Here is a 26,437-nt window from a genome sequence, read left to right as displayed (position 1 = left end):
TTCTTTCAGTCAGCCTCAGGGTTTTGCGCGCGCCGCGGCCGTTCGGGAAGGGCAACGGGTTCAGTGGTTTCGCTGAAGAACGGCGGAGCGATCACCGACAGTCCCCCGTCCACGGCGAGCGACTGCCCGGTGATGTACTCAGCTCCCGGCGAGAGCAGGAACTCGACGGCGGCGGCCATTTCGTCCACGGTGCCGGGGCGCTGCTTCGGGATCCGGGAGATCACGCTGTCCATCGGCGCCATGCCGTCCATGGTGTAGAAGTACTCGAGCGAGTCGGAGTCGATCAGGCCGCCATTCACCGCATTGACGTTGATGCCGTACCCGGCGAACTCCACGGCCATGAACCGGACAAAGGACTCCACAGCGGCTTTGTAGGAGCCCAGTGCGGCGTAGGTGGGAAAGGCCCGGATGCTGCCGTAAGAAGTCAGCGCGACGATCCTGCCGCCGTCGTCCATCAGCTTGACCGCTTCCTGCGAGCCGAGTACAAAGGGGCGGACGTTAACGGCGTAGGCCCGGTCCAGGTGGTGGGTCTTGAGGTCCACGACCTTCTTGAAGGCTGCCGCGGCGGCGTTGTTCACGTAGTAATCCAGCCGGCCGTATTCGGCTGCGGCGGCGTCGAACAGCCGAATGATGTCCTCGGGGTTCTCGATGTCCGCCTGCACCGCCAGCCCGCCGCCGCCAAGCCGCTGCAGCTCAGCGACCGTTTCCTTCGCGAGGTCCGCGTTCTTCCGGTAACCAACCACCACCTGCGCACCCTGCGCCGCGAGCCGCTCAGCGATGCGCCGGCCAATGCCGCGGGACGCTCCGGTAATCAGGGCGATCTTGCCGTCATATTCCACGGGCAAACCTTCCGCACCGTGCACCCGGCGCCGGCGTCTCGAATCGGGGCGCGGTCTTCGGACAGGGCGTTCGGAGGCCGCACGGAGCCGTTATCTCGGCCGGTACGGCCGGTACGCAACGGACCCCTTGGTCCGTAAATCCTCATCCGGCGGATGCCGTGCGTCAAGGGTGCCGGGACTGCAGCCCTGTTTCACCTGCACGTCAGGCCAGCACGTTAAACCAAGCAAGCCCCGCCGACCGGAATCCGATCAGCGGGGCTTGCATTGTGGCGGAGGATGGGGGATTTGAACCCCCGAGGGCGTTAACCCAACACGCGTTCCAGGCGTGCGCCATAGGCCGCTAGGCGAATCCTCCAGGCTTTTGCTCGTCAAGAGCAGATACAAGACTACCGGACAACGGCTCAATTACCGAATCGGCGCTTCATACACTGCCGGGCGGGGCCAGGCGCGCCCGTCCCCACCATTGCAGGGCACGGTTGATCACCAGGATGGAGAGCCAGGACAGTTCCGCCGCGCTGGGGCTGATGAATGCGATGGGAATCGAGAGCAGGAAAACTATCGGAGTTATCGGGGCGCGGACCCGGGCGTAGGCCAGCAGCCGCGGATCGACGTCGTCCCGGAACAATCCGCGCCGCCCGCAGTAAATCCACAGCCAGTAATTCACCGTTCCAATCAGCCCCAGCGCTCCGGCATAAATAATGACGCCGAGGGGCTGGTCATCGTGCAGCGCCAGCATGTCGGTGGCATAGGCCAGCAGGGCCACGAAGAACAGCAGCAGCAGGTTCAACCGCTGCAGACCGCCCGTGTACCCCTTCAACAGCCGGAAGAGCCTGTGGTGGCTGAGCCAGTATGCGGCGGCGACGGCAAAGGAGAGAGCGTAGGCGAAGAACTCCTGGCGCTGATCCCAGAGCGCCTGGCCCAGCTGGTCACTCGGCACCTCCGGCACCTTGATGTCTACTGCGAGCAGGGTCATGGCGATCGCGAACACTGCATCGCTGAAGAACATGGTGCGGTCCAGGTCCGGCCCGGAATCAAACCGTCGGCTAAAAGGGTCCTTGTTCGCTGGCACAGGTCCAGTGTGGGGGGTTGCTGTCCGCGTGGGCCACGGCGGGTGGGGATCAGCGAGTGGTGGGGCGTTAAACAGATAAGGACCCGTACGTCGCTGTACGAGTCCTTATCTTCAAAGAATGTCCGGCGGTGACCTACTCTCCCACACCCTCCCGAGTGCAGTACCATCGGCGCTGTGGGCCTTAGCTTCCGGGTTCGGAATGGAACCGGGCGTTTCCCCCACGCTATGACCGCCGTAACCCTTTATCCACGCTTTCGCGGGAAATCCTTGGGTCACATACCGCGGGCTTCCTCAACTTCTCAGCTGTTCTGCCTGCGGCGGTGATGCTCATTAATCATAACGTAAAAACCGGGCAGCTGTGACCACCGGGTGGCGCTGAGCGGGGGTCTGGGAGCGGGCGTCGCGGGTTGTGAGGCGGGCGGTGGAGGCGGGCGAGCGGATTTGGGTTCAGCGGGTATCCGCAGCGGCTCCCGGCACGGCGGAACTCCTTGGAGAAGGCATCCGGTGCCAGACTATGGGGCTTACGATCCAGTCACCATTTCTACGTGCTGCAAGGAAAGGCCCTGATGCCACCGTCCGCCGGCCCCGGTACAACTACCACGCCGCCCACCAGCTTGTGGCGGCACCACGATTTCCGCCAGCTCTGGGCCGGCGACACCGTGTCCGTAACCGGAATGCAGCTGGTCGCGTTCGCAATGCCGCTTATGGCGGTGCAGCTGCTCCAGGCTGATGCCTTTCAAATGGGGATCCTGGCCGCACTGGAATCTGCGGCCTTCCTGCTCATCAGCCTTCCCGCCGGGGCATGGGTGGACCGGATGCGCAAGAAGAGAGTGATCATCCTTGGTGACCTCCTCAGGGCTGCATTGCTGCTGACCCTCCCGGTCGCCTGGCTTCTCGATGCGCTCACGCTGCCCCACCTTTACGTCGTCGCTGCCCTCATTGGTGTCGTCACGGTGTTTTTCGACGTCGCCAATCAGTCCTACCTGCCCCAGATTCTGGACGGCAGCCAGATCAGCGATGGAAACGGCAAGCTCCAGGCAAGCCAACAAACCGCAATGGTCCTTGGCCCTACGGCAGCCTCCGCGCTGATCCGCTTCATCGGATCACCGCTGACGATCGCCGTAACCAGCGGGTGCATGGCCCTCTCCAGTCTTTTCGTCAGCCGCATCCGCCACAGTGAGGTCCCGGCCGACCCGCAGGCGCGCAGGCCACTGGCCGTGGAGATCCGCGAAGGGCTTTCATTTGTGCTGAAGCACCCTCTCCTTCGCAGAATCGTTGCCTGCACGGGTCTCCTGAACTTCTCTACGTCCGCTACCTTTGCGCTGTTCGTGCTCTACACGCTGCGTACGCTGGGCCTATCCGAGACGACGCTGGGCATCGTAATGTCGGTGACCGCAGCGGGCGGCATCCTCGGTGCGGTCACCGCCTCCCGCTTTCAACGGCTCGTCGGCGAGGGAAGGGCCATCCCTCTCGCCTCAGCCGTGGCCGGCCTGGCCCTGCTCTCCACTCCGTTGGCAAGTTACCTGTCGGCCGTCCCCTGCCTGGTGATCGGCGGCTTCATTACCTCCTGGGGTGTTGTCGTCTACAACATCACCCAGGGCAGCTTCCGTCAGCGGCTCTGCCCCAAACCTCTGCTCGGCCGCATGAACGCTTCGATCCGCTTCCTCGTCTGGGGGCCGATGCCCCTCGGCGCCTTGCTCGGCGGACTGCTCGGAAGCACCCTTGGGGTACTTGCCGCACTCTGGATCTTCGCCGCGATCGCCATACTGGCTTCAATACCTGTCCTGGCTTCCCGCCTGATCACGATGCGCGATCTCCCTCTGGAACTGGACGCGCTGGCTGGCCCACCGCCCGGCGACTCGGCCGCGATGAAGGGCGAGTAAGTCGGCGTTAGGACGGGGTGCCGCATTAGGGCGGGGCCGGCTACTTGGTAGAGCCTCTTGCTTGGCGGGGCCGGCTGCATCCGGTTCCCAGACCGCCGGAGGAAATCGCTCCGGTTTGGGACTTTGCGTACGTTTTGGGTGTTTGCTCCGGTCCTCAGTGGCAGCGGTGTCCCATTCCGGAGCGAATCGGCCGGACAGGTGGCGGTCCGTGCAGTGTTTTGGGCCGGCGGGAAGATCAAGAACGGGGTTCGCGTGGCCGAGCCGGAGCCGGCAGGTGGTGAAGATCATTCCCGGGCCGGGCCGGTCACTGGCCTGCCAGACCAGAGGCCGTGCCGGCGGTGATCCGTGATGCGGCCGGCAGGCGAACCAGCACCAGGAAGACACACCTGGTTAAACAGGTCAGGCCCCGCACCAAGGGTGCGGGGCCTGAACCCGGACCACCCCACAAAGGGGGGGTGGCCTTGAAATGATTGTCCGGCGGTGACCTACTCTCCCACACCCTCCCGGGTGCAGTACCATCGGCGCTGCGGGTCTTAGCTTCCGGGTTCGGAATGGGACCGGGCGTTTCCCCCGCGCTGTGACCGCCGTAACCCTTCCAACCCAAACCCCTCTTGCTGCCGGCATCATCCCGAAAAGGAGGATGCGGTGGCGGGGGGTGGGTAAATCTGTGGTGGATTACACGGGTACCGTGTATTCAATTATTTGTTCCCTGGAATAACAACCCAACGGGTTGTTGTCCGGGAACCACATAGTGGACGCAAGCAGCATGATCATCACACCCCTCTATATTGCGGAACCGTTTGAAGTCGTGTTCCGCCAGAGTGTGTTGTGGTGTAAGTTATCGGCCTATTAGTACCGGTCAGCTTCACGGGTCTTTAGTCCCCGCTTCCACATCCGGCCTATCAACCCAGTGGTCTGGCTGGGGGCCTCTCACACACAAGGTGTATGGAATCTCATCTCAAGCAGGCTTCCCGCTTAGATGCTTTCAGCGGTTATCCCATCCGAACGTAGCTAATCAGCGGTGCACTTGGACAACTGACACACCAGAGGTTCGTCCGTCCCGGTCCTCTCGTCTAAGGACAGCCCTTCTCAAATTTCCTGCGCGCCGCAGCGTGGGACCGAACTGTCTCCGACGTTCAGCCAGCTCGCGTCCGCTTTAATGGGCGAACAGCCCAGCCCTTGGGACCTACTCCAGCCCCAGGATGCGACGAGCCGACATCGGGTGCCAAGCCATGCCGTCGACATGGACTCTTGGGCAAGATCAGCCTGTTATCCCCGAGGTACCTTTTATCCGTTGAGCGACGGCCATTCCACAATGTACCGCGGATCACTAGTCCCGACTTTCGTCCTGTGAGATGTCTCTCCTGGTCAAGCTCCCTTGTGCCTTACACTCGACACCTGATTGCCAACCAGGCTGGGGAACCTTTGGGCGCCTCCGTTACTCTTTGGAGGCACCGCCCCGGATCGACTTACCCATCAGGCACTGTCCCTGACCCGGATTACGGGCAAGTTAGATATCCCGTATGACCAGAGTGGTATTTCAATGGCTCCACCCGAACTGGCGTCCCGGGTCTCGACTCTCCCACCTATCCTACACAAGCCACCGAACACCAATACCAAACTATGGTAAGGTCTCGGGGTCTTTCCGTCCTCGCGCGTAACGAGCATCTTTACTCGTACTGCAATTTCGCCGAGTTTATGGTTGAGACAGCGGGAAGTCGTTACTCCATTCGTGCAGGTCGGAACTTGCCCGACAAGGAATTTCGCTACCTTAGGATGGTTATAGTTACCACCGCCGTTTACTGGGGCTTAAATTCCCAGCTTCGCCCCGTAGGGAACCGGTCCTCTTAACCTTCCAGCACCGGGCAATCAGTCCCGTATACATCGTCTTGCGACTTCGCACGGACCTGTGTTTTTAGTAAACAGTCGCTTCCCCCTGGTCTCTGCGGCCCCACCCGCTCACGCCAGCAAGTGACGGTCACGGGCGAGCCCCTTCTCCCGAAGTTACGGGGGCATTTTGCCGAGTTCCTTAACCATAATTCTCTCCGATCGCCTTAGTATTCTCTACCTGATCACCTGTGTCGGTTTGGGGTACGGGCGGCTAAAACTCTCGCGCCGATGCTTTCTAGGCAGCATAGGATCACCCGGATTCCCCCGTTCGGGGTCCCATCAGATCTCGGGTGCGTCATCAAAGAACACGGTGACGGATTTGCCTATCACTGACCCTACATCCTTAGACCAGGACTACCATCGCCTGGCCCGGCTACCTTCCTGCGTCACACCTGTTAATACGCTTACCTCCCGGGTTACGGTCCCGCGCTCCACCAAAAACCGGGTCGCCACAAGGCGGCCGGTCCAGGTATGGGCGGTTAGTATCCCCGTTTGGGTATGGGCGGTTTTTTCGCCGGTACGGGAATATCAACCCGTTGTCCATCGACTACGCCTGTCGGCCTCGCCTTAGGTCCCGACTCCAGGGCAGATTAGCTTGACCTGGACCCGATCATTCGGCGGCGGGTTTACCTCACCCGTCTTTCGTACTCATGCCTGCATTCTCACTCGTGAATCCACCACTGGTTTACCGCAGCTTCACTGCCCACGACGCTCCTACCCATCCAGACGGCTGAACCACGAGTTACCAAAAATCTGAATGCCACAACTTCGGCGGTGTAGGCCCCTACATTGTCGGCGCGGTCGCTGACCAGTGAGCTATTACGCACTCTTTCAAGGGTGGCGCTTCTAAGCCAACCTCCTGGTTGTCTAGACGCTCCACATCCTTTCCCATAGCACGCTTAGGGCCTTAGTTGGTGGTCTGGGCTGTTTCCCTCTCGACTATGAAGCTTATCCCCCACAGTCTCCTCTGCGCTCTCTTCACTTACCGGCATTCCGGGTTTGGCTGACGTCAGTAACCTTGTAGGGCCCATCGGCCATCCAGTAGCTCTACCTCCGGTAAGAAACACGCAACGCTGCACCTAAATGCATTTCCGGGAGAGACCAGCTATCACGGAGTTTGATTGGCCTTTCACCCCTACCCCACAGCTCATCCCCTCCATTTTCAACTGAGTGGGTTCGGTCCTCCACGACGTCTTACCGTCGCTTCAACCTTCGCCGGTAGATCACTCCGCTTCGGGTCTAGATCACGCCACTCACTCGCCCTATTCAGACTCGCTTTCGCCTACGGCTTCCCCACACGGGTTAACCTCGCGACGTAACACTAACTCGCAGGCTCATTCTTCCAAAGGCACGCTGTCCAGCTACAAGGCTGCTCCAACGGTTTGTAGGCACACGGTTTCGTACTATTTCCTCCCCCTCCCGGGGTACTTTTCTACCCTCACGGTACTTGTCGCTATCCATCGGTCATCAGGGAGTATTTAGGCTTACCAGGTGGTCCTGGCAGATTCGCGGGATTTCTCCGGGCCCCGTGCTCGCGGGATCCTCTCGGCGGCAGCATACATTCCCGGTTACGGGGCTAACACCCTCTACGGCCTGGCTTTTCAAGCCAGTTCACCTATGCACCTGCACTCACTTCACCAATCCGGCAAGAACTGGTACGGAAAGTCCCACAGTGATGCAACGCCCGCCGGCTATCACACACCACTGGTTTAGCCTCTTCCGCGTTCCGCTCGCCACCACTAACGGAATCACTGTTGTTTTCTCTTCCTGCGGGTACTGAGATGTTTCCTTCCCCGCGTTCCCTCCCCCTATGTGTTCCAGATGCAGGTCACCCGGTCACTCGCGCCGGGCGGGGTTCCCCATTCGGACATCCTGGGATCAACGCTCGGTTATCAACTCCCCAGGCTTATCGCAGATTCCTACGTCCTTCTTCGGCTCCTGATGCGCATCCACCGTGTGCCCTTAAAAACTTGACCACAAAGATCAATAATTAATATCGCTATCGAGAAAACCACGGTCTCACCAGCCAACCCATCAACCCACCCCCAAAGGAGGACAAGCCAACAGACCAACCGGATCTACCAGGTTTTCTGAAATTGCACTTAATAATTTTTTAAGATGCTCGCGTCCACTATGTAGTTCTCAAACAACAACCCCGTCACACCCCTCCACCACCACGTATTTACCGTGACAGTCTCAGCAACAATCGAAACAACACCGAATCCGTGTCCTTCAACCACCCGCCGGCACCCCGCTCCGCACAAAACGGATCAGGCCACCAGCAGTCAATTGTCATTCATACGGTCCTGTTGCCTCCAGGACCCAACAGTGTGCCAAACGGAAAAAACCCGGTCCCACGATCAGCGGCGTGTTCAATCCCCGTCCCCGAAGGACAGAACGTACTGGGCTGCCAGGCGTAGCGCCGGGCACCTGCTATTGATATTCCACCCTTGAGCACCCACCGGGGAACATATGTCCCCATATGGGCATCTCCTGCAAACACATCAGCACTGTGGAAGGACATGGGCCTTGGTGCTCCTTAGAAAAGAGGAGGTGATCCGGCCGCACCTTCCGGTACCTTGTTACGACTTAGTCCCAATCGCCGGTCCCACCTTCGACGGCTCCCTCCACAAGGGTTAGGCCACCGGCTTCGGTGTTACCAACTTTCGTGACTGACGGGGCGGTGTGTACAAGGCCCGGGAACGTATTCACCGCGGCGTTGCTGATCTGCGATTACTAGCGACTCCAACTTCGCGAGGTCGAGTTGCAGACCTCAATCCGAACTGAGACCGGCTTTTTGGGATTAGCTCCACCTCACAGTATCGCAACCCTTTGTACCGGCCATTGTAGCATGCGTGAAGCCCAAGACCAAGGGGCATGATGGTTGACGTCGTCCCCACCTTCCTCGAGTTGACCCCGGCGGTCTCCTCTGGGTCCCCGCCATAACGCGCTGGCAGCATAGAACGAGGGTTGCGCTCGTTGCGGATAACCAACATCTCACGACACGAGCTGACGACAACCATGCACCACCTGTAAACCGGCCACAAGTGGGGGACCTGTTTCCAGGCCTTTCCGGTTCATGTCAAGCCTTGGTAAAGGTTCTTTCGCGTTGCATCAATTAATCCGCATGCTCCGCCGCTTGTGCGGGCCCCGTCAATTCCTTTGAGTTTAGCCTTGCGGCCGTACTCCCCAGGCGGGGGCATAATGCGTTAGCTACGGCGCGGAAAACGTGGAATGTCCCCCACACCTAGTGCCCAACGTTTACGGCATGGATACCAGGGTATCTAATCCTGTTCGCTCCCCATGCTTTCGCTCCTCAGCGTCAGTTGCAGAAGACCTGCCCTTCGCCATCGGTGTTCCTCCTGATATCTGCATTTCACCGCTACACCAGGAATTCCAGTCTCCCCTACTGCCACTCTAGTCTGCCGTACCCACTGCAGACCCGGGTTGAAGCCCCGGGCTTTCACAACAGACGCGACAAACCGCCTACGAGCTCTTTACGCCCAATAATTCCGGGATAACGCGCGCCTAAACCGCGGCTGCTGGCCGTAGTTGGCGCTTCTGCAGGTACCGTCACTTGCTTCTTCCCTGCTGAAAAGGGTTTACAACCCGAGGCGTCATCCCTCACGCGCGTCGCTGCATCAGGCTTTCGCCCATTGTGCAATATTCCCCACTCTGCCTCCCGTAGGAGTCTGGGCCGTGTCTCAGTCCCAGTGTGGCCGGTCACCCTCTCAGGCCGGCTACCCGTCGTCGCCTTGGTGGGCCATTACCCCAACCAACAAGCTGATAGGCCGCGAGTCCATCCAAAACCGCATAAAGCTTTCCACCACCATGGCATGCGCCAGGTGGTCGTATCCGGTATTAGACCCAGTTTCCCAGGCTTATCCCGAAGTTAAGGGCAGGTTACTCACGTGTTACTCACCCGTTCGCCACTAATCATTCTGTGCAAGCACAGAAGTCATCGTTCGACTTGCATGTGTTAAGCACGCCGCCAGCGTTCATCCTGAGCCAGGATCAAACTCTCCGTAAATGTGTTACAGACACAAAACCGGAGCCAAGGAAAATTGGCTGCACAGTTCTGCACTAAATTCGAAACCAGCTAAAAAAACCATCCACAGCCCACGGGGTGGGCGGGACAGCCAATTCAACCAATCAAAATAATTGGTATCAATAAACTTGGCACACTATTGAGTTCTCAAACAACAGTCGCATCCGGTCTACTCAGAAAAACCATTCCGTTTCCGGATCAATGTCTTTCTTTTCGCACCGCTGCGGTGTTTCATAATTCTATTTCATCTTTCCGGTTTTTGCAATTCGGCGGATTTCCGTGGAAATCGTTCCGAACCGTTCAAACCGGCTGTCCGAACCCAGCATTCATTGTCAGGCTTTCCCGCCGGCACACAAGGCGCGCAGCAGATCCACCATCGAAAGGAAGTTGGGGTTTGGCCGCCATGCTTCGGGCGCTTTCTCAGCGTCCCGGCCGCGGCGACTCAGAAAACATTACACGGCGCCGGGCGGGCGCGCAAATCGAATCAAGGTGTCCTGCACCACGTCGCAGAATTGGCCGGAAGCGCTCCGCACCCGTCCGCAGAGGACGGTTACGAACGTCGGCATTCCTGCACGCCGCCTAGTCATGGTTCTCCGGCCCTGGTCGGTCCTGGTCAAGCTCTCTGGATGAGCCAAGGCGGTGTCGCTATATGGACGTCCCTGTATAGAGCCACTTTGTTGGAGCATAGAGCCACTTTGTTGGAGCGTCTATAACTTTGTGGGGCACCCATAGTGGGGCGCCTATATAGGGAGGCATGCGGGCCCCGCGTCCGCGAGGGAGAGTAGCCGCCGGAGAGAGGGAGGGGAGAGAGGAGCCTGCTCCTGCGGCAAGCCACACGTGCCGAGCGCCGCACCACGGTTGCGCACAGCGGTCAGCACCACATAGGAGGTGTTCCACATAGGGGGTGTTCCACCAGGGTCGTGCAAAGAGGAAGGTGCGGGCAGCCGTTCTTGCCCCTATATGCCGTTCATGCCCCTATATAGGGCAGTCACCCTTCTTCCGGGCAGCAACCGCCCGAACGGGGCACCGCCGAGGTGACGGCCCAGCCAGATCCACCCAGCCAAATCCACGTACCCATCCATCAACGCATCACGGCATCCCTGCCCGACGGCGCCCACGCACCAAGACACCAGCCACCCCAACCCGGCCAACCCACCCAGCACCCAAACGACATGCCAGCACCCGCCGCAGCGGCGCCCGCCACCGGAACCCCGGCGACCACCGCAGCAGCGGCGCCCGCCACCGGAACCCTGGAGCCGGCGTCGGGCACCGGTCCCCTGACATACGCCCAGGCCAGATTTCCGCCCCATTCCGGCCACCCGCCAACCCGCCAACCACCCCGGAATGGGCAGGCAAAAAATCGGGTAGACTTGTTGGCGGCCCCTCATGTGGTGTCATCCTGTGAACTCCCCCAGGACCGGAAGGTAGCAAGGGTAAGCGGGCTCTGGCAGGTGCATGGGGGGTCTTTAATTTATCCGGAAACGGCGGCCTTTGCCCCGCCCCGGGACCGGATGCGAACCGTCAGCGCCAACCGATAGGGTTCTATCTGTGAGTACAGCCCTTTACCGCCGCTACCGTCCCGAGAACTTCGGGGACGTGATCGGCCAGGAGCATGTCACCGAGCCGCTGATGGCGGCCCTCTCAAAGAACCGCGTCAACCACGCCTACCTTTTCTCCGGCCCGCGCGGCTGCGGCAAGACTACGTCTGCCCGCATCCTGGCCAGGTGCCTGAACTGCGCTGAGGGCCCGACGCCGACCCCGTGCGGCAAGTGCGACAGCTGCGTTGAACTGGCCCGCAACGGCTCCGGCAGCCTCGACGTCATCGAATTCGACGCAGCCAGCCACGGCGGTGTGGACGACGCCCGCGACCTGCGCGAACGCGCCACCTTCGCCCCCGTGCGCGACCGCTACAAGATCTTCATCATTGACGAAGCCCACATGGTCACCTCGGCCGGCTTCAACGCGCTGCTCAAGATCGTCGAAGAGCCGCCGGAACACATCAAGTTCATCTTTGCCACCACGGAACCGGACAAGGTGATCGGCACCATCCGGTCCCGCACCCACCACTATCCGTTCCGCCTGGTTCCCCCGGAACCGCTGCTGGCTTACCTGGAAAAGCTGGCCAGCCAGGAAAACGTGCCCGTGGCCCCCGGGGTCCTCTCGCTGGTCATCCGGGCCGGCGGCGGATCCGTCCGTGACTCGCTCTCCGTCCTGGACCAGCTGATGGCCGGTGCCGGTGAATCCGGGCTGGACTACGAACTGGCAGTGAATCTGCTGGGGTACACCCACGTGGCGCTGCTCGACGACGTCGTTGATGCCTTCGCTGCCGGTGATGCAACCACCGTCTTTGGTGCCATTGACCGCGTGATCCAGACCGGCCAGGACCCCCGCCGTTTCGTTGAGGATCTGCTGGAGCGGTTCCGCGACCTCATTGTGGTCAACGCGATGCCGGACAGCGCAGCTGCCGTACTCCGCGGCGTTCCCGAAGACCAGATCAACCGGATGCACACGCAGGCGGCCCAGTTCGGCGGCGCCGAGCTTTCCCGCGCCGCCGACATCACGAACACCGCCCTGACCGAGATGACGGGCGCAACCTCCCCGAGGCTGCACCTGGAGCTTCTCTGCGCCAGGATCCTGCTGCCGGCAGCGGACCAGTCGGAGCGCGGCACGGCTGCGCGCGTGGACCGGCTCGAACGGCGGCTCAGCTACGCCGGCGACGGCGCCCCGGCCTATGCGGCCGGCGAGACAGTGCAGGGGTCACCGGCCGCATCTGCTCCAGCGGCTGAACGCCCGACGGCGGCACAGCGTCCCGCAGCAGCGGCACCAGCCGCTTCCCAGCCGGAAGCACCGCAGCCCGCTCCCGTGGAATCCGCACCAGCCGCAGCGGACTGGGGCGGAACCTGGGCGACACCTGCTCCCACAGGTCAGTCCTCCCCGGCAGCAGGCCAGTCCGCCGCCAGCGCCTCCGGTGCTTCTGGCGGATCGAGCCGGACGTGGGACGATGTTTCCCGCGAAGCAGCCGAGCAGCAGCCTCCGGCCCAGCCGGCACCGGTGCCTGAATCCGCTGGGTCCCGAGGCGCCGTGAGCGCGCCGGGTTCGAACCCCCAGGCCAACGGAACCGGCACCGCTCAGCCTCCGGCCCGGCCGACGTCCCAGTCGTCCGCTCCAGGGCAGCAGGCTCCCGCAGCATCCGCGCCTTCCCGCGACGCCGCGCCTGCTCCGCAAACCCAAGCCCCGCAAATCCGTGAGGGTGGGGCACCGTCCGGGGCTCCCGCAGCAGCTTCCCAGTCCGGCCCTGCAACCGCACCTCAGGCGGGTCAGGCAGCAGCGCCTCATCCCGGCCAAGCAGCAGCACCTCAGCCCGGTCAGCCCGCTCCGCAGGAAGCCGGCCGCACCGCCGGCGGCGGCGGACAGATTGAAATGATCCGGCGGGCTTGGCCGGAGATCATGGATGCCCTCACCAGCATCCGCCGTGCGACCTGGCTGAACGTCAGCAAGAACGCTTCGCCGAGGGCCTTCGACGGCCGGGTCCTGGAACTCGCGTTCTCGAATCCCGGCGCGGCAACAAACTTCAACCGGCCCGATCACCTGGAAAATCTCCGCAAGGCCATCCACCAGGTCCTTGGCGTGGATTGCCAGGTCAACGCCGTCCACGACAGCACCGCGGCAGCGGGTGAACCCGGCCCAAAAGCTGGTAGCCGGCCTCACCAGCCGGCACAGGTTCCGGCACCGGCTCCCCAGCAGTCCGCGACAGGAGCCACCGCACCTGTGTCCGCCGGCGCGCCTGCGCCCACGTCCGAGGTGTCTCCGGCGCAGCGTGGCGCATCGTCTGCCCCTGCTCCGGCAGGCCACAGCAGCGCGCCCGCAGCTCAGGAGCGGCAGGAATCAGACGCATCCCGGACTGCCGGGCACCCAGGCGAGCCGGCGATGCCCGCAACCGGCGCGCCCCAGCCCGATGCGCCCCGGACGGGCGTGTCCCAGCCGGAGTCCACTGCCGGTCAGCCGGCACAGCAGTCCCCGCGGGAGGCACCGCCAGTCAGTCCGCAGGCACCGCAGCCAGCGGACCAGCAGGCTTCGCAGCCGCGGCCTGCCCAGGGATTGAACGGACAGCCGGCAGCAGGTGCGGCGGCCGCCACGGTCCCGCCGGCGGCCGCACCCTCAGCCGGTGCCGGACCTGAATCCCGCCCGAATGCACGCCCGGAGTCTCACACCCCCGAGGCAGGCCCGGCGGCTCCCGCACCGGATGCTCAAACCGCGCAACATGCCCCGGGTTCTCCGACGGCGCAGCCCGCACCCGGTTCTCCCGCAGCCTCACATCCCGCCGCGGGGCGCCCTGCGGCATCCCGTCCCAAGGCAGCCCGCCCCGCGGCGCCGCTGCCCGATGATTGGCCGCAGGAGCCCTCCGATCCGGCGGATATGCCGGAGAGCAACGCCTGGGAAACTGCTGCACCGCCGGAGGACATCCACGTCAGCAGCGCAGTCAGCGACGATGAGTGGGCCAACACCAACTGGGCCGGAACCACTGCCACGCGTCCCGTGGGACAGTCCGCAGGGTCCTGGGGGCAGGCTTCAGCCCGCCCGGGGACCGGGCAAGGTGCTCCTGCAGGCTCTCCTGCCGGGACTCCCGCCGGGTCGCCCGGAAGCGCCACGCCGGGCTCCTCCGTGCAGGGATCCTCAACACACCGATCCGGCGCGCAGACGATGCAGGCGCCCGCGCGGACGGCACCGCAGCCGGCCCAGGCTCAGCCGGCAGAAGCGCCGGCAGCTCCGGCCGGGAACCAGGGTAACCGCCCGCTCAGCCGGTACCAGAAACTGCTGAACGAAGCTGCCCAGCGCAATGGCACGGCGCAGCCTGCCGCAGGACGGGGCAACGTAGACTTGGGCTACATCGAAGACGTGCCAAGCGCCGACGATGTAACTCTCGAGGACTCGGGTTTGGTGGGCCGCAAGGCCATCGAACGCATCCTGGGCGGCCGGCTGATCGAGGAACGCAGCCTCGACGGACAAGACATGCGCCGCTGACCGGTCCAACAACTATTCCCTAAGAAGGCCAAGTGTACGAAGGTGCGGTTCAGGAACTGATCGACGAGTTGGGACGCCTCCCCGGCGTGGGTCCCAAGTCGGCGCAGCGGATCGCTTTCCACATTCTGGAATCGGATCCCGAAGATATGTCCCGGCTGGCGTCCGCGATCACCACGGTCAAGGAAAAGGTGAAGTTCTGCCAGGTGTGCGGCAACGTCACCGAGCAGGAAACCTGCAACATCTGCCGCGATCCGCGCCGGGATCCCACCATGATCTGCGTGGTGGAAGAGTCCAAGGACGTCATCGCCGTGGAACGGACCCGTTCCTTCCGGGGCCGGTACCACGTGCTCGGCGGGGCCATTAACCCGATTGCCGGCATCGGTCCGGACCAGCTGCGCATCCGCGAACTGCTCAGCCGGCTCTCCGACGAGAAGATCGCCGAAATCATCATCGCCACGGACCCCAACCTCGAAGGGGAAGCCACGGCGACGTACCTGGTGCGCATGCTCAAGACTCTGGGCATCAACGTCACCCGCCTGGCCTCCGGACTCCCGGTGGGAGGCGACCTCGAGTACGCCGACGAGATTACCCTCGGCCGCGCCTTCGAAGGCCGCCGCAGCCTCACCTAAGGCACGTCCTGACCTAAGGCTCAGTTCGCCTAGGGCTCAGCACGCCCAGGCCGCAGCTCACCAAGGCTCAGCCCACCCAAGGCTCAGCGTCACCTAATCCGCGGCCGCCCCGACGGTGAAAGTGTTCCCCGGCGCCGCGTAGTCAATGACGCCGTCGTACCGGTCCGCCGCCCGCGCCACCGCCTCGGCCGGAATATCCGGGTACCGCGGTGGGACGCCAGATAGCCGGAGCACGGATTCTCCGCACTGGGATACGGGGAAGCGGAACCCAGGACGGTCAACCGAAGCGGCTCAGCCGTCACTACGCGATCCGCGTACCCGAGGCGAGCCGGCGGGCCGGGGTCACCAGCCGCCGTCGTGCCAGGGCCAGCAGCAGTGCGGCACCGGCGAACTGCACACCCAGGCCCAGCGGCCAGATGGGGAACGACGCCGGGAGCTCACGGTCTTCCCGCACCTCACCGTTGATGCACTGCGGTCCACTGAACTCCGGCCCGGCCTGTGCATACCTGACGGACGAGCTGATGCCTTCCATCGGCCCGCCGGCGCCTTCCCGCGGGCCGTACGGCAGGGCGTCAGCCAGGACCACGAAGGGATTGGCGGCCAGCAGCCACGCTGAGCGTTCGGTATGGCTGACCTCCATTTCCATCAGCGGTCCGGTGCATGTGTAGCTGCTGGTGAAGGTTTCGTCCGGCGCTGTGTAGGGCTGGTACGGCTCATACTGCGCGAAATTCGCCTGCACCGTCCCCTTGACCAGCGGCATGCTCAGCGCAAAAGCGATCAGCGTTCCGATGGAGAGCAGCGCCACCAGCATGTAGGTCACCACAATGGAGAAAAGCGGCCGGTTCGCCAGCGCGGACACCGCGACGCCCAGGGCACAGATCACGCCCAGTTCAACGCCCAGCATCAGCAGGGACACTGCAGCCACACCCGGGCGGACACCGCCCAGGGCAAGCGCCCACAGCAGGAAGGGGACGCTGGCCACCAGGAACCCCAGCGACGCCACCCAGGAGGCCAGCCATTTGCCGGCCAGGAGCTGTCCGGGGCGCAGCAGGGTCACCTGCAGCACCGCCAGGGTGCCGGCGGAACGGTCCCCGTTAATGGCGTTGGCAGACAACGCCGGGGCCAGCAGGAGGCCGAAGAACAGCACAAAGCTGATCATCAGCTCGAAGAGCGCCTGCCCGGCGTCGGGCGTCTCACCGGACACCCACGTGGTGAACGCTGCCACCAGCCCGATCACCACGAACCACACACCGAGCAGCACGTACCAGCCGCGCGAACGTACCCGTTGCCTCATCTCCAGCGCGAAGACCGTGCTGACGCCCTTCCAGTACCCCAGGCGGGCCGTCCGCGGAGAAGCTTCTGCCACGCTCATGACTTGTCCGCCTCCAGGCTCATGTAGGTTTCTTCGAGCGCCCCGGTGGCCGGTGCGAAGGCCGAGATGTCGACGCCGCCCAGCACCAGGTCCCGCAGCAGGGCCGCCGCCTGGTCCTCGCCGGCGAGCTGGACCCGCACCTGGCCGCGGCGTGGACCGTCGCCGGCCTGATGTGGAAGCCCGTGGGCGTCGAGGGCACGCAGGAGGTCACCCGTGCGCCCCGCCCGGATGGCATACCACCGCAGCTGGCTCCCGGCCTCGTCCAGGGTTTGGGTTTTGACCGTCTTCCCGCCGGAAACAAACACCGCACGGTCGGCCATTTCGTCCAGTTCGGACAGCACGTGGGAGGAGACCAGGATGGTTTTGCCGTCCGCGGCCAGGCGGCGCAGGAGCAGGCGCAGCTCCACCCGGGAGCCCGGATCCAGGCCGGAGGCCGGTTCATCCAACAGCAGCACGGACGGGTCGTGGATCAGTGCCCGGGCCAGGCTCAGGCGCTGCTGCTGTCCCCGGGAAAGCACCCGGGCCGGCTGCTCAGCGAACCCGGAGAGCCGGACCTCGGCCAGCAGCTCAGCGGCCCGGGCAGCAGCTGCCGCCGGGGCCATACCGTACAGCTTCCCCACGGTGACCAGGATTTCCGTGGCTGTCAGCGATTCCCAGACACCGAGTGTGTCCGGCATCCAGCCGACGGCGCGGCGGACGGCCTGCGGCTGCGTCAGCGGGTCGGCACCGTTGATCCGGACCGTGCCCGCATCCGGTGCCAGCAGGGACGCGAGGATCAGCAGCAGGGTGGTCTTGCCGGAACCGTTAGGCCCTATCAGGGCAGTGACAGAACCGGGCGGAGCGGTGAAGTCCATTCCCCGGACGGCCTGGACCGTTCCAAAACTGCGCTGCACGCCCTCGGCGGTAATACCGCCCGGCTCCGTTGTCCCCATGCGGCCAGACTATACGGGCGGGCCATGCCAACCGGTGTTTGCGCCTCAGCACTGCCCCGGTGAGTTGCGGCCGGAACATGCCTGCACGGTTAGCCGGCAGCATGAGATCGTTAAGGAGAGATTGAGCGGCATTTCGGTGGCATTTCGGCACCGCCGCAGGGCAGCTATAGACTTTTGAACATCGGCCGCCCGGGGCGGCCTTTTCCACGGATAGTGCCGTTGCGGCGCAGCGCCGCCGGGCAGCAACGAAGAAGAGTTCCAGAGAGCGTGAACGCATGAGCCTGATAGTGCAGAAATTCGGCGGTTCCTCCGTTTCGGACGCCGAAGGCATTAAGCGCGTCGCCAAGCGCGTCGTGGACACCCAAAGCGCAGGGAACGACGTCGTCGTTGTCGTTTCTGCCATGGGCGACAGCACCGATGAGCTGCTGGACCTGGCCGGCCAGATCACCACCGGCACCCATCCGCGTGAAATGGACATGCTGCTCAGCTCGGGCGAACGCATCTCCATGGCGCTGCTGGCCATGGCCATCAACGAACTGGGTGCCTCCGCGCAGTCCTTCACCGGCAGCCAGGCCGGCATGATTACCGACGCCATCCACGGCCGGGCCCGGATCATCGACGTCTCTCCGCACCGGATCAAAACCGCGATCGACAAGGGCGACGTCGCCATTGTGGCCGGCTTCCAGGGCATGAGCCGGGACAGCCACGACATCACCACCCTGGGCCGCGGCGGCTCCGACACCACCGCCGTCGCCCTCGCCGCAGCCCTCGACGCCGATGTCTGCGAGATCTACACCGACGTTGACGGCGTGTACACCGCCGATCCCCGCGTAGCGTCAAGCGCGCAGAAGATCGACAAGATCTCCAGCGAGGAAATGCTGGAAATGGCGGCCTCCGGCGCCAAGATCCTGCACCTGCGCTGCGTGGAATACGCCCGGCGCTTCGGCGTTCCGCTGCATGTGCGGTCCTCTTTCAGCCAGCACGAAGGGACCTGGGTACTGCCCAGCCCAGACGACAAGATCAAGATTCAAGAGGGAGAACCCTTGGAACAGCCCATCATCTCCGGCGTTGCTCATGACCGCTCCGAAGCGAAGCTCACGGTCGTGGGTGTCCCGGATATTCCCGGCAAGGCTGCGGAGATCTTCGGGATCGTCGCCGGCGCGAACACCAACATCGACATGATCGTCCAGAACGTCTCCACCCAGGGATCCGGGAAGACGGATATCTCCTTCACCCTGCCGATGGTGGACGGGCAGGCCGCCATGGATGTGCTCAACGCCGCCAAGGCCACCATCGGCTTCGACGCCATCGACTATGACGAGCAGATCGGCAAGCTCTCGCTGATCGGCGCGGGCATGCGCTCCAACCCCGGCGTCTCGCACAAGTTCTTCGAGGCGCTGCACCTGGCGGGCGTGAACATCGACATGATTTCCACGTCGGAAATCCGCATCTCCGTCGTCACCAGCGCAGCGCTTCTGGACGACGCGGTCCGCGCGGTGCATGCCGCGTTCGGGCTCGACGGCGAGGCCGAGGCTACCGTGTACGGCGGCACCGGCCGCTAATCAGCAGGCTCAAACCAGAGGGGGCGTCCGGCGGGCCGGGCGCCCTTTGCTGTGTCCGGCCGGCCTAGTACACGTGTTCGCGGAAAACCGGGGCGTGGAAGTAGTCCTGGTAGATCACCGGCTCGGCCGGTTCACGGTGCGGCTTGCCCTCGACAAACTCGCGGTCCACTCCGTAATGGTGTCCCTCACTGTCGGTTTCGACGACGATCTCTGACTCGTCGAACTCCGCCACTTCCGGGATTTCGCCGCTGGGCAGACGGGGCTCACCGCCGTCGCCCGGGTCCGGCACGATTGTTGCCATGGGGAACCCCTCCTTAGAGGCAAAGGTGTCCCTTAAGGATAAAATCCCGCGGCCCCGGGGGAACCCCTGGACACAAAAATCCGTGCGGACTCAGTCCGGCTTGCGGGGCAGGATGTAGCTGCTGCCGTCGGCCCGCGTGACGGTCTCCCACTTGGCCTTTTCCTCGGCCTGCTGGGCTTCGAGCAGCCGCTTGTTTTCCTCGGTCATGGCATGGTTCAGCGAAGAACTCTGCGCGGGGCCGAAAATCAGCCGGGCTTTGCCCGTTGTCCGCATAAACCGCGCGGTTAAGCTTTCCTTGCCTGCCATTTGACGTCCCTTCCGAGGTGTATCAGTAACCTACTGTACGCTAATTGTTAGTGCACTAAGGATCGGAGAACCGTGACGAACCCCGTGAACCAGGCAGAGGATCTGCTGCTGGAACACCAGCTCTGCTTTGCCCTGTCCGTGGCGTCCCGATCCGTCGTCGGGGCCTACCGCCCGGTTCTGGAAGACCTGGGCATCACCCATCCGCAATACCTGGTGCTGCTGGCACTGTGGGAGGACAGCCCGCGCACCGTCCGCAACCTCAGCGACACCCTCCTGATGGAACCCGCCACTCTCTCCCCCATGCTCAAGCGGCTGGAAGCGGCCGGGCTCCTGACCCGGGACCGCGCGCCGGGCAATGACCGGGCCCTGGCGGTGAACCTGACCAGCGCCGGCCTGGCCCTGCGGGACAAGGCTGTGGAGGTGCCCGGCGCCATGATGGCGCGCCTGCAGCTGACCCGCGATCAGGTGCTCGAACTCAATGCCGCCATGCGCCGGCTCATCGAGGCCACCCAGCAGCCGCAGCTGGGATAATGGGAGCTGTGCAGCACTCTCCCGCCGTAACGGTCCTTACCGAGGACCAGTGGCTCCCCCGGCAGGCGGCCTACGAAAAACGCGTCCACCCCTTCACTGACGGCTACCTGCAGCGCCGGTCGGCCGGCCGGAAGCACCCGGTCGAGGACTTCCTCTTCACCTACTATTCGCAGAAACCGGGGCAGCTGCTGCGCTGGCACCCGGGCGCCGGCGTCGTCCTTACCGGAGCCGCAGCGGCACAGCGGCTCGATTGGAAGTTCTACCGCCCGCTGGCGGACGGGGAACTCGCCGCTGCCGGACTGAGCCCGGACGGCACCGCTGTCACCGTGGACCTCGGCGCCTTCGCCGGCGCCCGCGGACCGGCGCTGGAGTTCACCGGCATGCTGCTTTCCCGGACCGCAGCCCGGAAAGCGTCGCTGGGCTGCTTCGGAATGCACGAGTGGGCCATGGCCTATAAATCCGACGTCAACGGCGTCCGCCACGAGTACCTGGGGCTGCGCCTGGGCGCCGAGGGCACCGACGCCCTGGTGGAACAAAGCCGGATCCGCTGCACGCATTTCGACGCGTTCCGGTTCTACGCGCCGCAGGCCGTAGAACTGAACGAGCTCACCCCCAGCCGCGAGAACCAGCGGGACCTCGAGCAGCCCGGCTGCCTGCACGCCAACATGGACCTGTACAAATGGGCCTACAAGCTGGTGCCGCTGCTTCCCGGTGAACTGGTGATGGACTGCTTTGAACTCGCCTGGCGGATCCGCGAAATGGACATGCGCGCCTCCCCCTACGACCTGCAGGACTGGGGATATGAACCGATTCCCGTGGAGACGCCGGCCGGACGGGCACAGTACGCTTCCGCTCAGCGGGCATTCTCCGAGGAATCCCAGCAGCTGCGCGCCCGCATCCTGGACCTGCTGGGACCGCTCCAGGAACAGCTCTGCGGCTAGGCTGTACGCAACCAACCGGGAGGTCTCACCGATGCAGCACACGATCCGCCTGTCCCGCACCGCCCTTTTGCTCGCCGCCGCAGGCCTTGCCCTGGCCGCCTGCGGAGACGCAAACCCCGGAACCAGCCCTGAATCGCCGTCGTCGTCTGCTGCTTCGCCCGGCAGCTCAGCCCCGGCTGCGGGCGCAACGTCGCTGACCGTGGAGCTGATGGCGGAGGGTGAAGCGGTCACTGACACCTGGACCCTGGAGTGCGACGGCGCCGCGCCGGTGGGTAATTCCGGCGCCCCCGATCCGGCGGCCGCCTGCGGGGCACTGGCCGAGCATGGCACGGCGCTGATGGCTGAACCCGGCCCGGACGTTGCCTGCACCATGCAGTACGGTGGCCCGCAGCGGGCCACCGTCACCGGAACGGTGGACGGCGAAAACGTTGACGCCGCGTTCGCCTATAGCGACGGCTGCCAGATCAGCCGCTGGGACGCGCTTAGCGGGCTGCTCGGCGCGGCGGGAATGCAGTAGCGGCGGCCTTCGCCGGGATTTCCCGCTTGCGGCGGAGGTAAACCTGCTTGCGCACCCGGGCGACGACGTCGCCACCGGCATCCACAACCTCCACAGTGAACCACTCCAGGACCTTCGCCCCTCCGGCGGCTTCGCCCCGGAGCCGCACCAGGTCATCCTCGTTGATGCGGAACCGGGCGTAGACATCGCCCTTGCCCGGCTTCACGAAGTCCACCTCGGCCGCGCGGTCCCAGATGATGTGCTCCTTACCCAGATGCCGGAGCAGCAGCATCATCCAAAACGGGTCCGTCATCGCGAACAGCGATCCGCCGAAGTGCACTCCGGCCACGTTGCGGTTCCACCAGCGCAGCCGCAGCCGCACGGTTACCGACATAAAATCCGGCGGGAGGTCTGTGATCCGGATACCGGAGAAAGCAAAGGGCGGCCAGAGGTTCATGGACCGGCGCACAGCAGCGGGCTTGGCGGCAAGGAGTTTCACCGCTTCACCCTACAGAATGTGAGGCAGATCATTCCATCTTCCGAATCTCCGCGAAAATGTTCTATTATTGAATCAGCTTGCTTACTATCCACGTCACGGCCCGCGCCCTCCGGGGCGCCGGAAACACCGGAGGAACCCAGATTGTCGATCGAAGCAACACCCGAACACCCGCAGCTGCCCGCTGCGGGAGCTCCCGCCGAGCTGGTGCCATGGTGCACCTACTGCGGAACAGATGAGTACCTGATCATCGAGTCGGTCGAACCCTCGACGACGGCGGATGCAGCCGAGTTCCTGGAAGTCAGCTACACCTGCGGCGAGTGCGACCGTTTCTACGGCCACCCGGTCCGGCACTCTCCGCTCTGGGCCCGCCGGGCGGTTTCCGAGCCGAGCGACGCGGAGTACCTGCACTGCGGCGAACCCATGCAGCCCAAGGACAGCCGGACCATCTCGCTCTTCGAGCCGCTCAGCACCGAGCAGGCTGACACCCCGCCGGAGGTCCGGCTGGAAACCACCATCCTGCGCTGCTCCTGCGGATTCCAGATCGAGCTTCCAGCCTAGGACTCCCCCGCCGGGACCAGTGCCCGAAGACGCTCAGAAGGTGCCCTTTTCGACTCCGAAGGGGCACCTTGCTGCGTCTTCATCCGGGCGCCGCCGATGCGCCGTTACGCGGTGCTTAGCCTTAGAATGAAACGGCAAGCTCGCGGAGCGCTGGATCAGCGTGAGACGGCACATCCGCGGCCACACCCCTCTTTACTCACAGGAGTCACCGGATGCCCCGGATCGTTGTTGATGTTATGCCCAAGCCCGAAATCCTGGATCCGCAGGGCAAAGCCATTGCCGGCGCCCTTCCCCGCCTGGGCCTGACCGGCTTCACCGGCGTCCGCCAGGGCAAGCGCTTCGAGCTGACCGTGGACGGAGATGTCACTCCGGAAATCCTGGAGCAGGCCCGCACCGCGGCCGCCACGCTGCTCTCCAACCCCGTTATCGAAGACGTCACCCGCGTCGAAGTTATCTCGGAGGCCTGATTTTGAGCACCCCGCTGATCGGCGACTACTCCGCCGCGCCGGAAAACCCCGCCCTGCGCGCGGTCCGCGTCGGCGTGATCACCTTCCCCGGCACCCTCGATGACCGCGACGCCGCCCGGGCCGTGCGCCTGGCCGGCGGCACCGCCGTCGAGCTCTGGCACGGTGACGCAGACCTGCACGACGTCGACGCCGTGATCATCCCCGGCGGCTTCTCCTACGGCGATTACCTGCGCGCCGGCGCCATCTCCCGCTTCGCTCCACTGATGGAGAAGGTGGTGGATGCGTCCAAGGGCGGTATGCCCGTGCTGGGCATCTGCAACGGTTTCCAGATCCTCACCGAGGCGCACCTGCTGCCCGGCTCGATGATCAAGAACGATCACCTGAAGTTCATGTGCCGCGACCAGCTGCTGCGCGTGGAGAACAACTCCACCGCGTGGACCTCGGCCTACGGCCAGGGCTCCGGCATGGTCATCCCGCTGAAGAACCAGGACGGCCAGTACGTCGCCGATGAAAAGACCCTGGACGAGCTGGAGGGCGAAGGCCGCGTGGTGTTCCGCTACGACGGCTTCAACCCCAACGGTTCCCGCCGCGACATTGCCGGCATCTCCAACGCCGCCGGAAACGTCGTCGGCCTGATGCCGCACCCCGAGCACGCCATCGAAGCCGGCTTCGGCCCGGACTCCTCCGCGTACGGTGACGTTGCCCTGGGCGGCGGCACCGACGGGATCGGCATCTTCACCTCAGTACTCACCTCGCTCGTTGCCGGAGGCAAATAATGACCGTTTCCGCAGGCTCCACCGCCGAGCAGAAGAAGTTCAACATCGACACCGTCGACCACGCGGCGTCCACCCCGGACACCCCGCTGCCCTGGGCTGAACTGGGACTCAAGGAAGACGAGTTCAACCGCGTCGTCGAAATCCTGGGCCGCCGCCCCACCGCAGCGGAACTGGCCATGTACTCGGTCATGTGGTCCGAGCACTGCTCCTACAAGTCCTCCAAGGTTCACCTCTCGCAGTTCGGCGAGAAGGTCACCGAGAAGATGAAGGAACACCTGCTGGTCGGCATCGGCGAGAACGCCGGCGTCGTCGACATCGGTGACGGCTGGGCCGTGACCTTCAAGGTCGAGTCCCACAACCACCCGTCCTTCGTGGAGCCCTACCAGGGTGCCGCGACCGGCGTCGGCGGCATTGTCCGCGACATTATTTCCATGGGTGCCCGCCCGGTTGCCGTGATGGACCCGCTGCGCTTCGGCGCGATCGACCACCCGGACACTGCCCGCCTGGTGCACGGCATCGTTTCCGGCATCGGCGGCTACGGCAACTCCCTGGGCCTGCCGAACATCGGCGGCGAAGTGGTCTTCGACTCCGTATACCAGGGCAACCCGCTGGTCAACGCGCTGGCAGTCGGCGTGATGCGGCATGAGGACATCCGCCTGGCCAACGCCTCCGGCACCGGCAACAAGGTGGTCCTCTTCGGCGCCCGCACCGGCGGCGACGGCATCGGCGGCGCCTCCGTGCTGGCCTCCGAGTCCTTCGACGCCACCAAGCCCTCCAAGCGCCCCGCCGTGCAGGTCGGCGATCCGTTCGCCGAAAAGGTGCTCATCGAGTGCTGCCTGGAACTGTTCAAGGCCTCCGTGGTCGAGGGCATCCAGGACCTCGGTGCCGCCGGCATCTCCTGCGCGACGTCGGAACTGGCCTCCAACGGCGACGGCGGCATGCACGTGGAACTGACCAAGGTCCTGCTGCGCGATCCGACCCTGACCCCGGGCGAAATCCTGATGTCCGAGTCGCAGGAACGCATGATGGCCGTGGTCACCCCCGAGAACGTTGAGGCGTTCGAGGCGATCATGGACAAGTGGAACGTCGAGTACTCCTGGCTGGGCGAAGTCACCGGCACCGGCCGGCTGGTCATCGACTGGGACGGCGAGACGATCGTCGACGTCGACCCGCGCACCGTCGCCCACGAAGGCCCCGTCTACCACCGTCCGTTCCACCGCCCCGAGTGGCAGGACGGCGTGCAGGCTGACACCTTCCCGGCGGACGGCCGTCCGGTCGGCAGCGAAGCCATCAAGCAGGCCATCCTGGAACTCATGGCCTCCCCGAACATGTGCGACAAGTCCTGGGTCACCAACCAGTTCGACCGCTATGTGCAGGGCAACACTGCCCTGGCCATGCCTGACGACGCCGGTGTGATCCGGGTGGACGAGGAAACCGGCCTGGGCGTGGCGATCTCCACCGACGCCAACGGCCGGTACACCTACCTGAACCCGTACGAGGGCGCCAAGCTGGCCCTCGCCGAGTCCTACCGCAACGTCGCCACCTCCGGTGCCCGGCCGATGGCTGTCACCGACTGCCTGAACTTCGGCTCCCCCGAGGATCCCGAGGTGATGTGGCAGTTCGCCGAGGCCGTCCGCGGCCTCGCCGACGGCTGCCAGGAACTCGGCGTTCCCGTCACCGGCGGCAACGTCTCGCTCTACAACCAGACCGGTGGCGTCGCCATCCACCCCACCCCCGTGGTGGGCGTGCTGGGTGTGTTCGACGACGTCGCCCGCCGCACGCCGTCGGGCTGGCGGGAAGACGGCCAGGCGATCTACCTGATGGGCGTCACCGGCGATGAGCTGAACGGATCCGAGTTCGCGAACCTGCGCGGCCACCTGGGCGGACAGCCGCCTAAGGTGGACCTGCAGGCGGAGAAGCTGCTCGGCGACCTGCTGATCAACGCCTCCCGCGACGGAATGATCGACTCCGCGCACGACCTTTCCGAAGGCGGCCTCGCGGCGGCCCTGGCTGAGATGGCGCTGCGCTTCGGCGTCGGCGCCCGGATCGGTCTGGACGAAGTGGCAGAACGCGACGGGGTGGACATCTTCACCCTGCTCTTCTCCGAGTCGCAGGCCCGTGCCGTGGTCTCCGTGGCCCGCAGCGAAGAGGTCCGGTTCAAGGACATGTGCTCGGCCCGCGGCTTCGCACACTCGCGCATCGGCGTCGTCGACACCGAGGTTGGGGCACTGGACTTCCAGGGCCACTTCACGCTGCCGCTGGATGAGCTGAAGGAAGCCCACGAAGGGACCCTGCCGAAGCACTTCGGCTAGTCCT

The 26,437-nt window shown here is 64.3% G+C and carries 19 protein-coding genes, 1 tRNA gene, 4 rRNA genes and 1 other RNA gene; 12 read left to right on the top strand and 13 right to left on the bottom strand.

Translation table 11 applies throughout. From position 1 onward, the window contains the following. Positions 1-5 precede the first annotated feature (5 nt). From ArtHe_RS16135 to rrf (ArtHe_RS16120), 4 genes are all read right to left on the bottom strand, one after another. Positions 6-839 (bottom strand): SDR family oxidoreductase, encoded by an 834-nt coding sequence (locus tag ArtHe_RS16135; RefSeq protein WP_248317852.1) that lies wholly within the window; start codon positions 837-839, stop codon positions 6-8. A 267-nt stretch (positions 840-1,106) separates the two neighbouring features. Further along, a tRNA-Ser gene (locus ArtHe_RS16130) sits at positions 1,107-1,194 on the bottom strand. Positions 1,195-1,260: 66 nt separating this feature from the next. Continuing rightward, on the bottom strand, positions 1,261-1,908 hold the full coding sequence (locus ArtHe_RS16125; RefSeq protein ID WP_248317851.1) for a TMEM175 family protein: 648 nt from the start codon (positions 1,906-1,908) through the stop codon (positions 1,261-1,263). A 120-nt stretch (positions 1,909-2,028) separates the two neighbouring features. Continuing rightward, positions 2,029-2,145, bottom strand: a 5S ribosomal RNA gene (rrf, locus tag ArtHe_RS16120). A 329-nt stretch (positions 2,146-2,474) separates the two neighbouring features. On the opposite strand from rrf (ArtHe_RS16120), the gene ArtHe_RS16115 reads away from it, so the two are divergent. After that, the gene (locus tag ArtHe_RS16115; RefSeq protein ID WP_248317850.1) at positions 2,475-3,791 is read left to right on the top strand and encodes an MFS transporter; all 1,317 of its coding nucleotides are present in this window, start codon (positions 2,475-2,477) and stop codon (positions 3,789-3,791) included. Positions 3,792-4,263: 472 nt separating this feature from the next. Here ArtHe_RS16115 and rrf (ArtHe_RS16110) read toward each other — a convergent pair. From rrf (ArtHe_RS16110) to ArtHe_RS16100, 3 genes are all read right to left on the bottom strand, one after another. Then, positions 4,264-4,380: ribosomal RNA gene (gene rrf / locus ArtHe_RS16110) — 5S ribosomal RNA — on the bottom strand. A gap of 239 nt (positions 4,381-4,619) precedes the next feature. Next, positions 4,620-7,657 (bottom strand): 23S ribosomal RNA (locus ArtHe_RS16105). A gap of 570 nt (positions 7,658-8,227) precedes the next feature. Next, positions 8,228-9,711: ribosomal RNA gene (locus ArtHe_RS16100) — 16S ribosomal RNA — on the bottom strand. The 16S, 23S and 5S rRNA genes sit together here, the layout of an rRNA operon. Positions 9,712-11,104: 1,393 nt before the next feature. Here ArtHe_RS16100 and ffs point away from each other — a divergent pair. The 3 genes from ffs to recR all read left to right on the top strand — a co-directional run bounded on the left by ffs (position 11,105) and on the right by recR (position 15,380). Continuing rightward, positions 11,105-11,200: signal recognition particle sRNA small type (ffs, locus tag ArtHe_RS16095), an RNA gene on the top strand. Positions 11,201-11,277: 77 nt separating this feature from the next. Continuing rightward, a complete protein-coding gene (locus ArtHe_RS16090; RefSeq protein WP_248317849.1) occupies positions 11,278-14,751 on the top strand; it encodes a DNA polymerase III subunit gamma and tau in 3,474 nt (1,157 codons plus the stop codon). A gap of 32 nt (positions 14,752-14,783) precedes the next feature. Continuing rightward, on the top strand, positions 14,784-15,380 hold the full coding sequence (gene recR / locus ArtHe_RS16085; protein ID WP_066300994.1) for a recombination mediator RecR: 597 nt from the start codon (positions 14,784-14,786) through the stop codon (positions 15,378-15,380). Between the two features lie 93 nt (positions 15,381-15,473). Here the strand turns inward: recR and ArtHe_RS16080 are convergent, their stop codons facing one another. The 3 genes from ArtHe_RS16080 to ArtHe_RS16070 form a co-directional block, all read right to left on the bottom strand. Continuing rightward, on the bottom strand, positions 15,474-15,614 hold the full coding sequence (locus ArtHe_RS16080) for a hypothetical protein (protein ID WP_248317848.1): 141 nt from the start codon (positions 15,612-15,614) through the stop codon (positions 15,474-15,476). 67 nt (positions 15,615-15,681) lie between these two features. Then, positions 15,682-16,752, bottom strand: coding sequence for an ABC transporter permease subunit (locus ArtHe_RS16075; protein WP_248317847.1), 1,071 nt, complete (start codon positions 16,750-16,752; stop codon positions 15,682-15,684). Next, on the bottom strand, positions 16,749-17,684 hold the full coding sequence (locus ArtHe_RS16070; RefSeq protein WP_248317846.1) for an ABC transporter ATP-binding protein: 936 nt from the start codon (positions 17,682-17,684) through the stop codon (positions 16,749-16,751). Before ArtHe_RS16070 ends, ArtHe_RS16075 begins: the two co-directional genes overlap by 4 nt. A gap of 275 nt (positions 17,685-17,959) precedes the next feature. Here ArtHe_RS16070 and ArtHe_RS16065 point away from each other — a divergent pair, with 275 nt between their 5' ends. Further along, positions 17,960-19,246, top strand: a complete 1,287-nt coding sequence (locus tag ArtHe_RS16065) for an aspartate kinase (RefSeq protein ID WP_248317845.1) — start codon at positions 17,960-17,962, stop codon at positions 19,244-19,246. Between the two features lie 64 nt (positions 19,247-19,310). Here ArtHe_RS16065 and ArtHe_RS16060 read toward each other — a convergent pair whose 3' ends face one another. Together ArtHe_RS16060 and ArtHe_RS16055 are read right to left on the bottom strand one after the other, a co-directional pair. Beyond that, the gene (locus ArtHe_RS16060) at positions 19,311-19,547 is read right to left on the bottom strand and encodes a hypothetical protein (RefSeq protein WP_248317844.1); all 237 of its coding nucleotides are present in this window, start codon (positions 19,545-19,547) and stop codon (positions 19,311-19,313) included. A gap of 90 nt (positions 19,548-19,637) precedes the next feature. Continuing rightward, positions 19,638-19,853: a hypothetical protein gene (locus tag ArtHe_RS16055; RefSeq protein WP_066300979.1), complete on the bottom strand. Its 216-nt coding sequence runs from the start codon at positions 19,851-19,853 to the stop codon at positions 19,638-19,640. 72 nt (positions 19,854-19,925) lie between these two features. On the opposite strand from ArtHe_RS16055, the gene ArtHe_RS16050 reads away from it, so the two are divergent. From ArtHe_RS16050 to ArtHe_RS16040, 3 genes are read left to right on the top strand one after another with little or no spacing between them, the layout of a single operon-like run. Then, positions 19,926-20,384, top strand: coding sequence for a MarR family transcriptional regulator (locus ArtHe_RS16050; protein WP_248317842.1), 459 nt, complete (start codon positions 19,926-19,928; stop codon positions 20,382-20,384). A gap of 8 nt (positions 20,385-20,392) precedes the next feature. After that, entirely contained in the window at positions 20,393-21,325 is a 933-nt protein-coding gene (locus tag ArtHe_RS16045) for a 3-methyladenine DNA glycosylase (RefSeq protein WP_248317840.1), read from the top strand. 31 nt (positions 21,326-21,356) lie between these two features. Further along, positions 21,357-21,842: a subtilase-type protease inhibitor gene (locus ArtHe_RS16040; RefSeq protein WP_248317839.1), complete on the top strand. Its 486-nt coding sequence runs from the start codon at positions 21,357-21,359 to the stop codon at positions 21,840-21,842. Here the strand turns inward: ArtHe_RS16040 and ArtHe_RS16035 are convergent. Next, positions 21,808-22,320, bottom strand: a complete 513-nt coding sequence (locus tag ArtHe_RS16035; protein ID WP_248317838.1) for a DUF4442 domain-containing protein — start codon at positions 22,318-22,320, stop codon at positions 21,808-21,810. The two genes, ArtHe_RS16040 and ArtHe_RS16035, sit on opposite strands and share 35 nt — an antisense overlap. A 141-nt stretch (positions 22,321-22,461) precedes the next feature. On the opposite strand from ArtHe_RS16035, the gene ArtHe_RS16030 reads away from it, so the two are divergent. The 4 genes from ArtHe_RS16030 (at position 22,462) to purL (ending at position 26,433) form a co-directional block, all read left to right on the top strand. Beyond that, on the top strand, positions 22,462-22,878 hold the full coding sequence (locus tag ArtHe_RS16030; RefSeq protein WP_248317837.1) for a hypothetical protein: 417 nt from the start codon (positions 22,462-22,464) through the stop codon (positions 22,876-22,878). 212 nt (positions 22,879-23,090) lie between these two features. Next, the gene (gene purS, locus ArtHe_RS16025) at positions 23,091-23,345 is read left to right on the top strand and encodes a phosphoribosylformylglycinamidine synthase subunit PurS (RefSeq protein ID WP_066300964.1); all 255 of its coding nucleotides are present in this window, start codon (positions 23,091-23,093) and stop codon (positions 23,343-23,345) included. A gap of 14 nt (positions 23,346-23,359) precedes the next feature. Further along, positions 23,360-24,121 (top strand): phosphoribosylformylglycinamidine synthase subunit PurQ, encoded by a 762-nt coding sequence (gene purQ / locus ArtHe_RS16020; RefSeq protein WP_246168443.1) that lies wholly within the window; start codon positions 23,360-23,362, stop codon positions 24,119-24,121. Continuing rightward, entirely contained in the window at positions 24,121-26,433 is a 2,313-nt protein-coding gene (gene purL, locus ArtHe_RS16015) for a phosphoribosylformylglycinamidine synthase subunit PurL (protein WP_248317836.1), read from the top strand. Before purQ ends, purL begins: the two co-directional genes overlap by 1 nt. Positions 26,434-26,437 lie beyond the last annotated feature (4 nt).

Source organism: Arthrobacter sp. Helios, assembly GCF_023167125.1.
In the GTDB taxonomy this organism is placed as follows: domain Bacteria; phylum Actinomycetota; class Actinomycetes; order Actinomycetales; family Micrococcaceae; genus Arthrobacter_B; species Arthrobacter_B luteolus.
The sequence above is the reverse complement of the archived record's forward strand: the minus strand, read 5'-3'. Positions and strand labels throughout refer to the sequence as shown.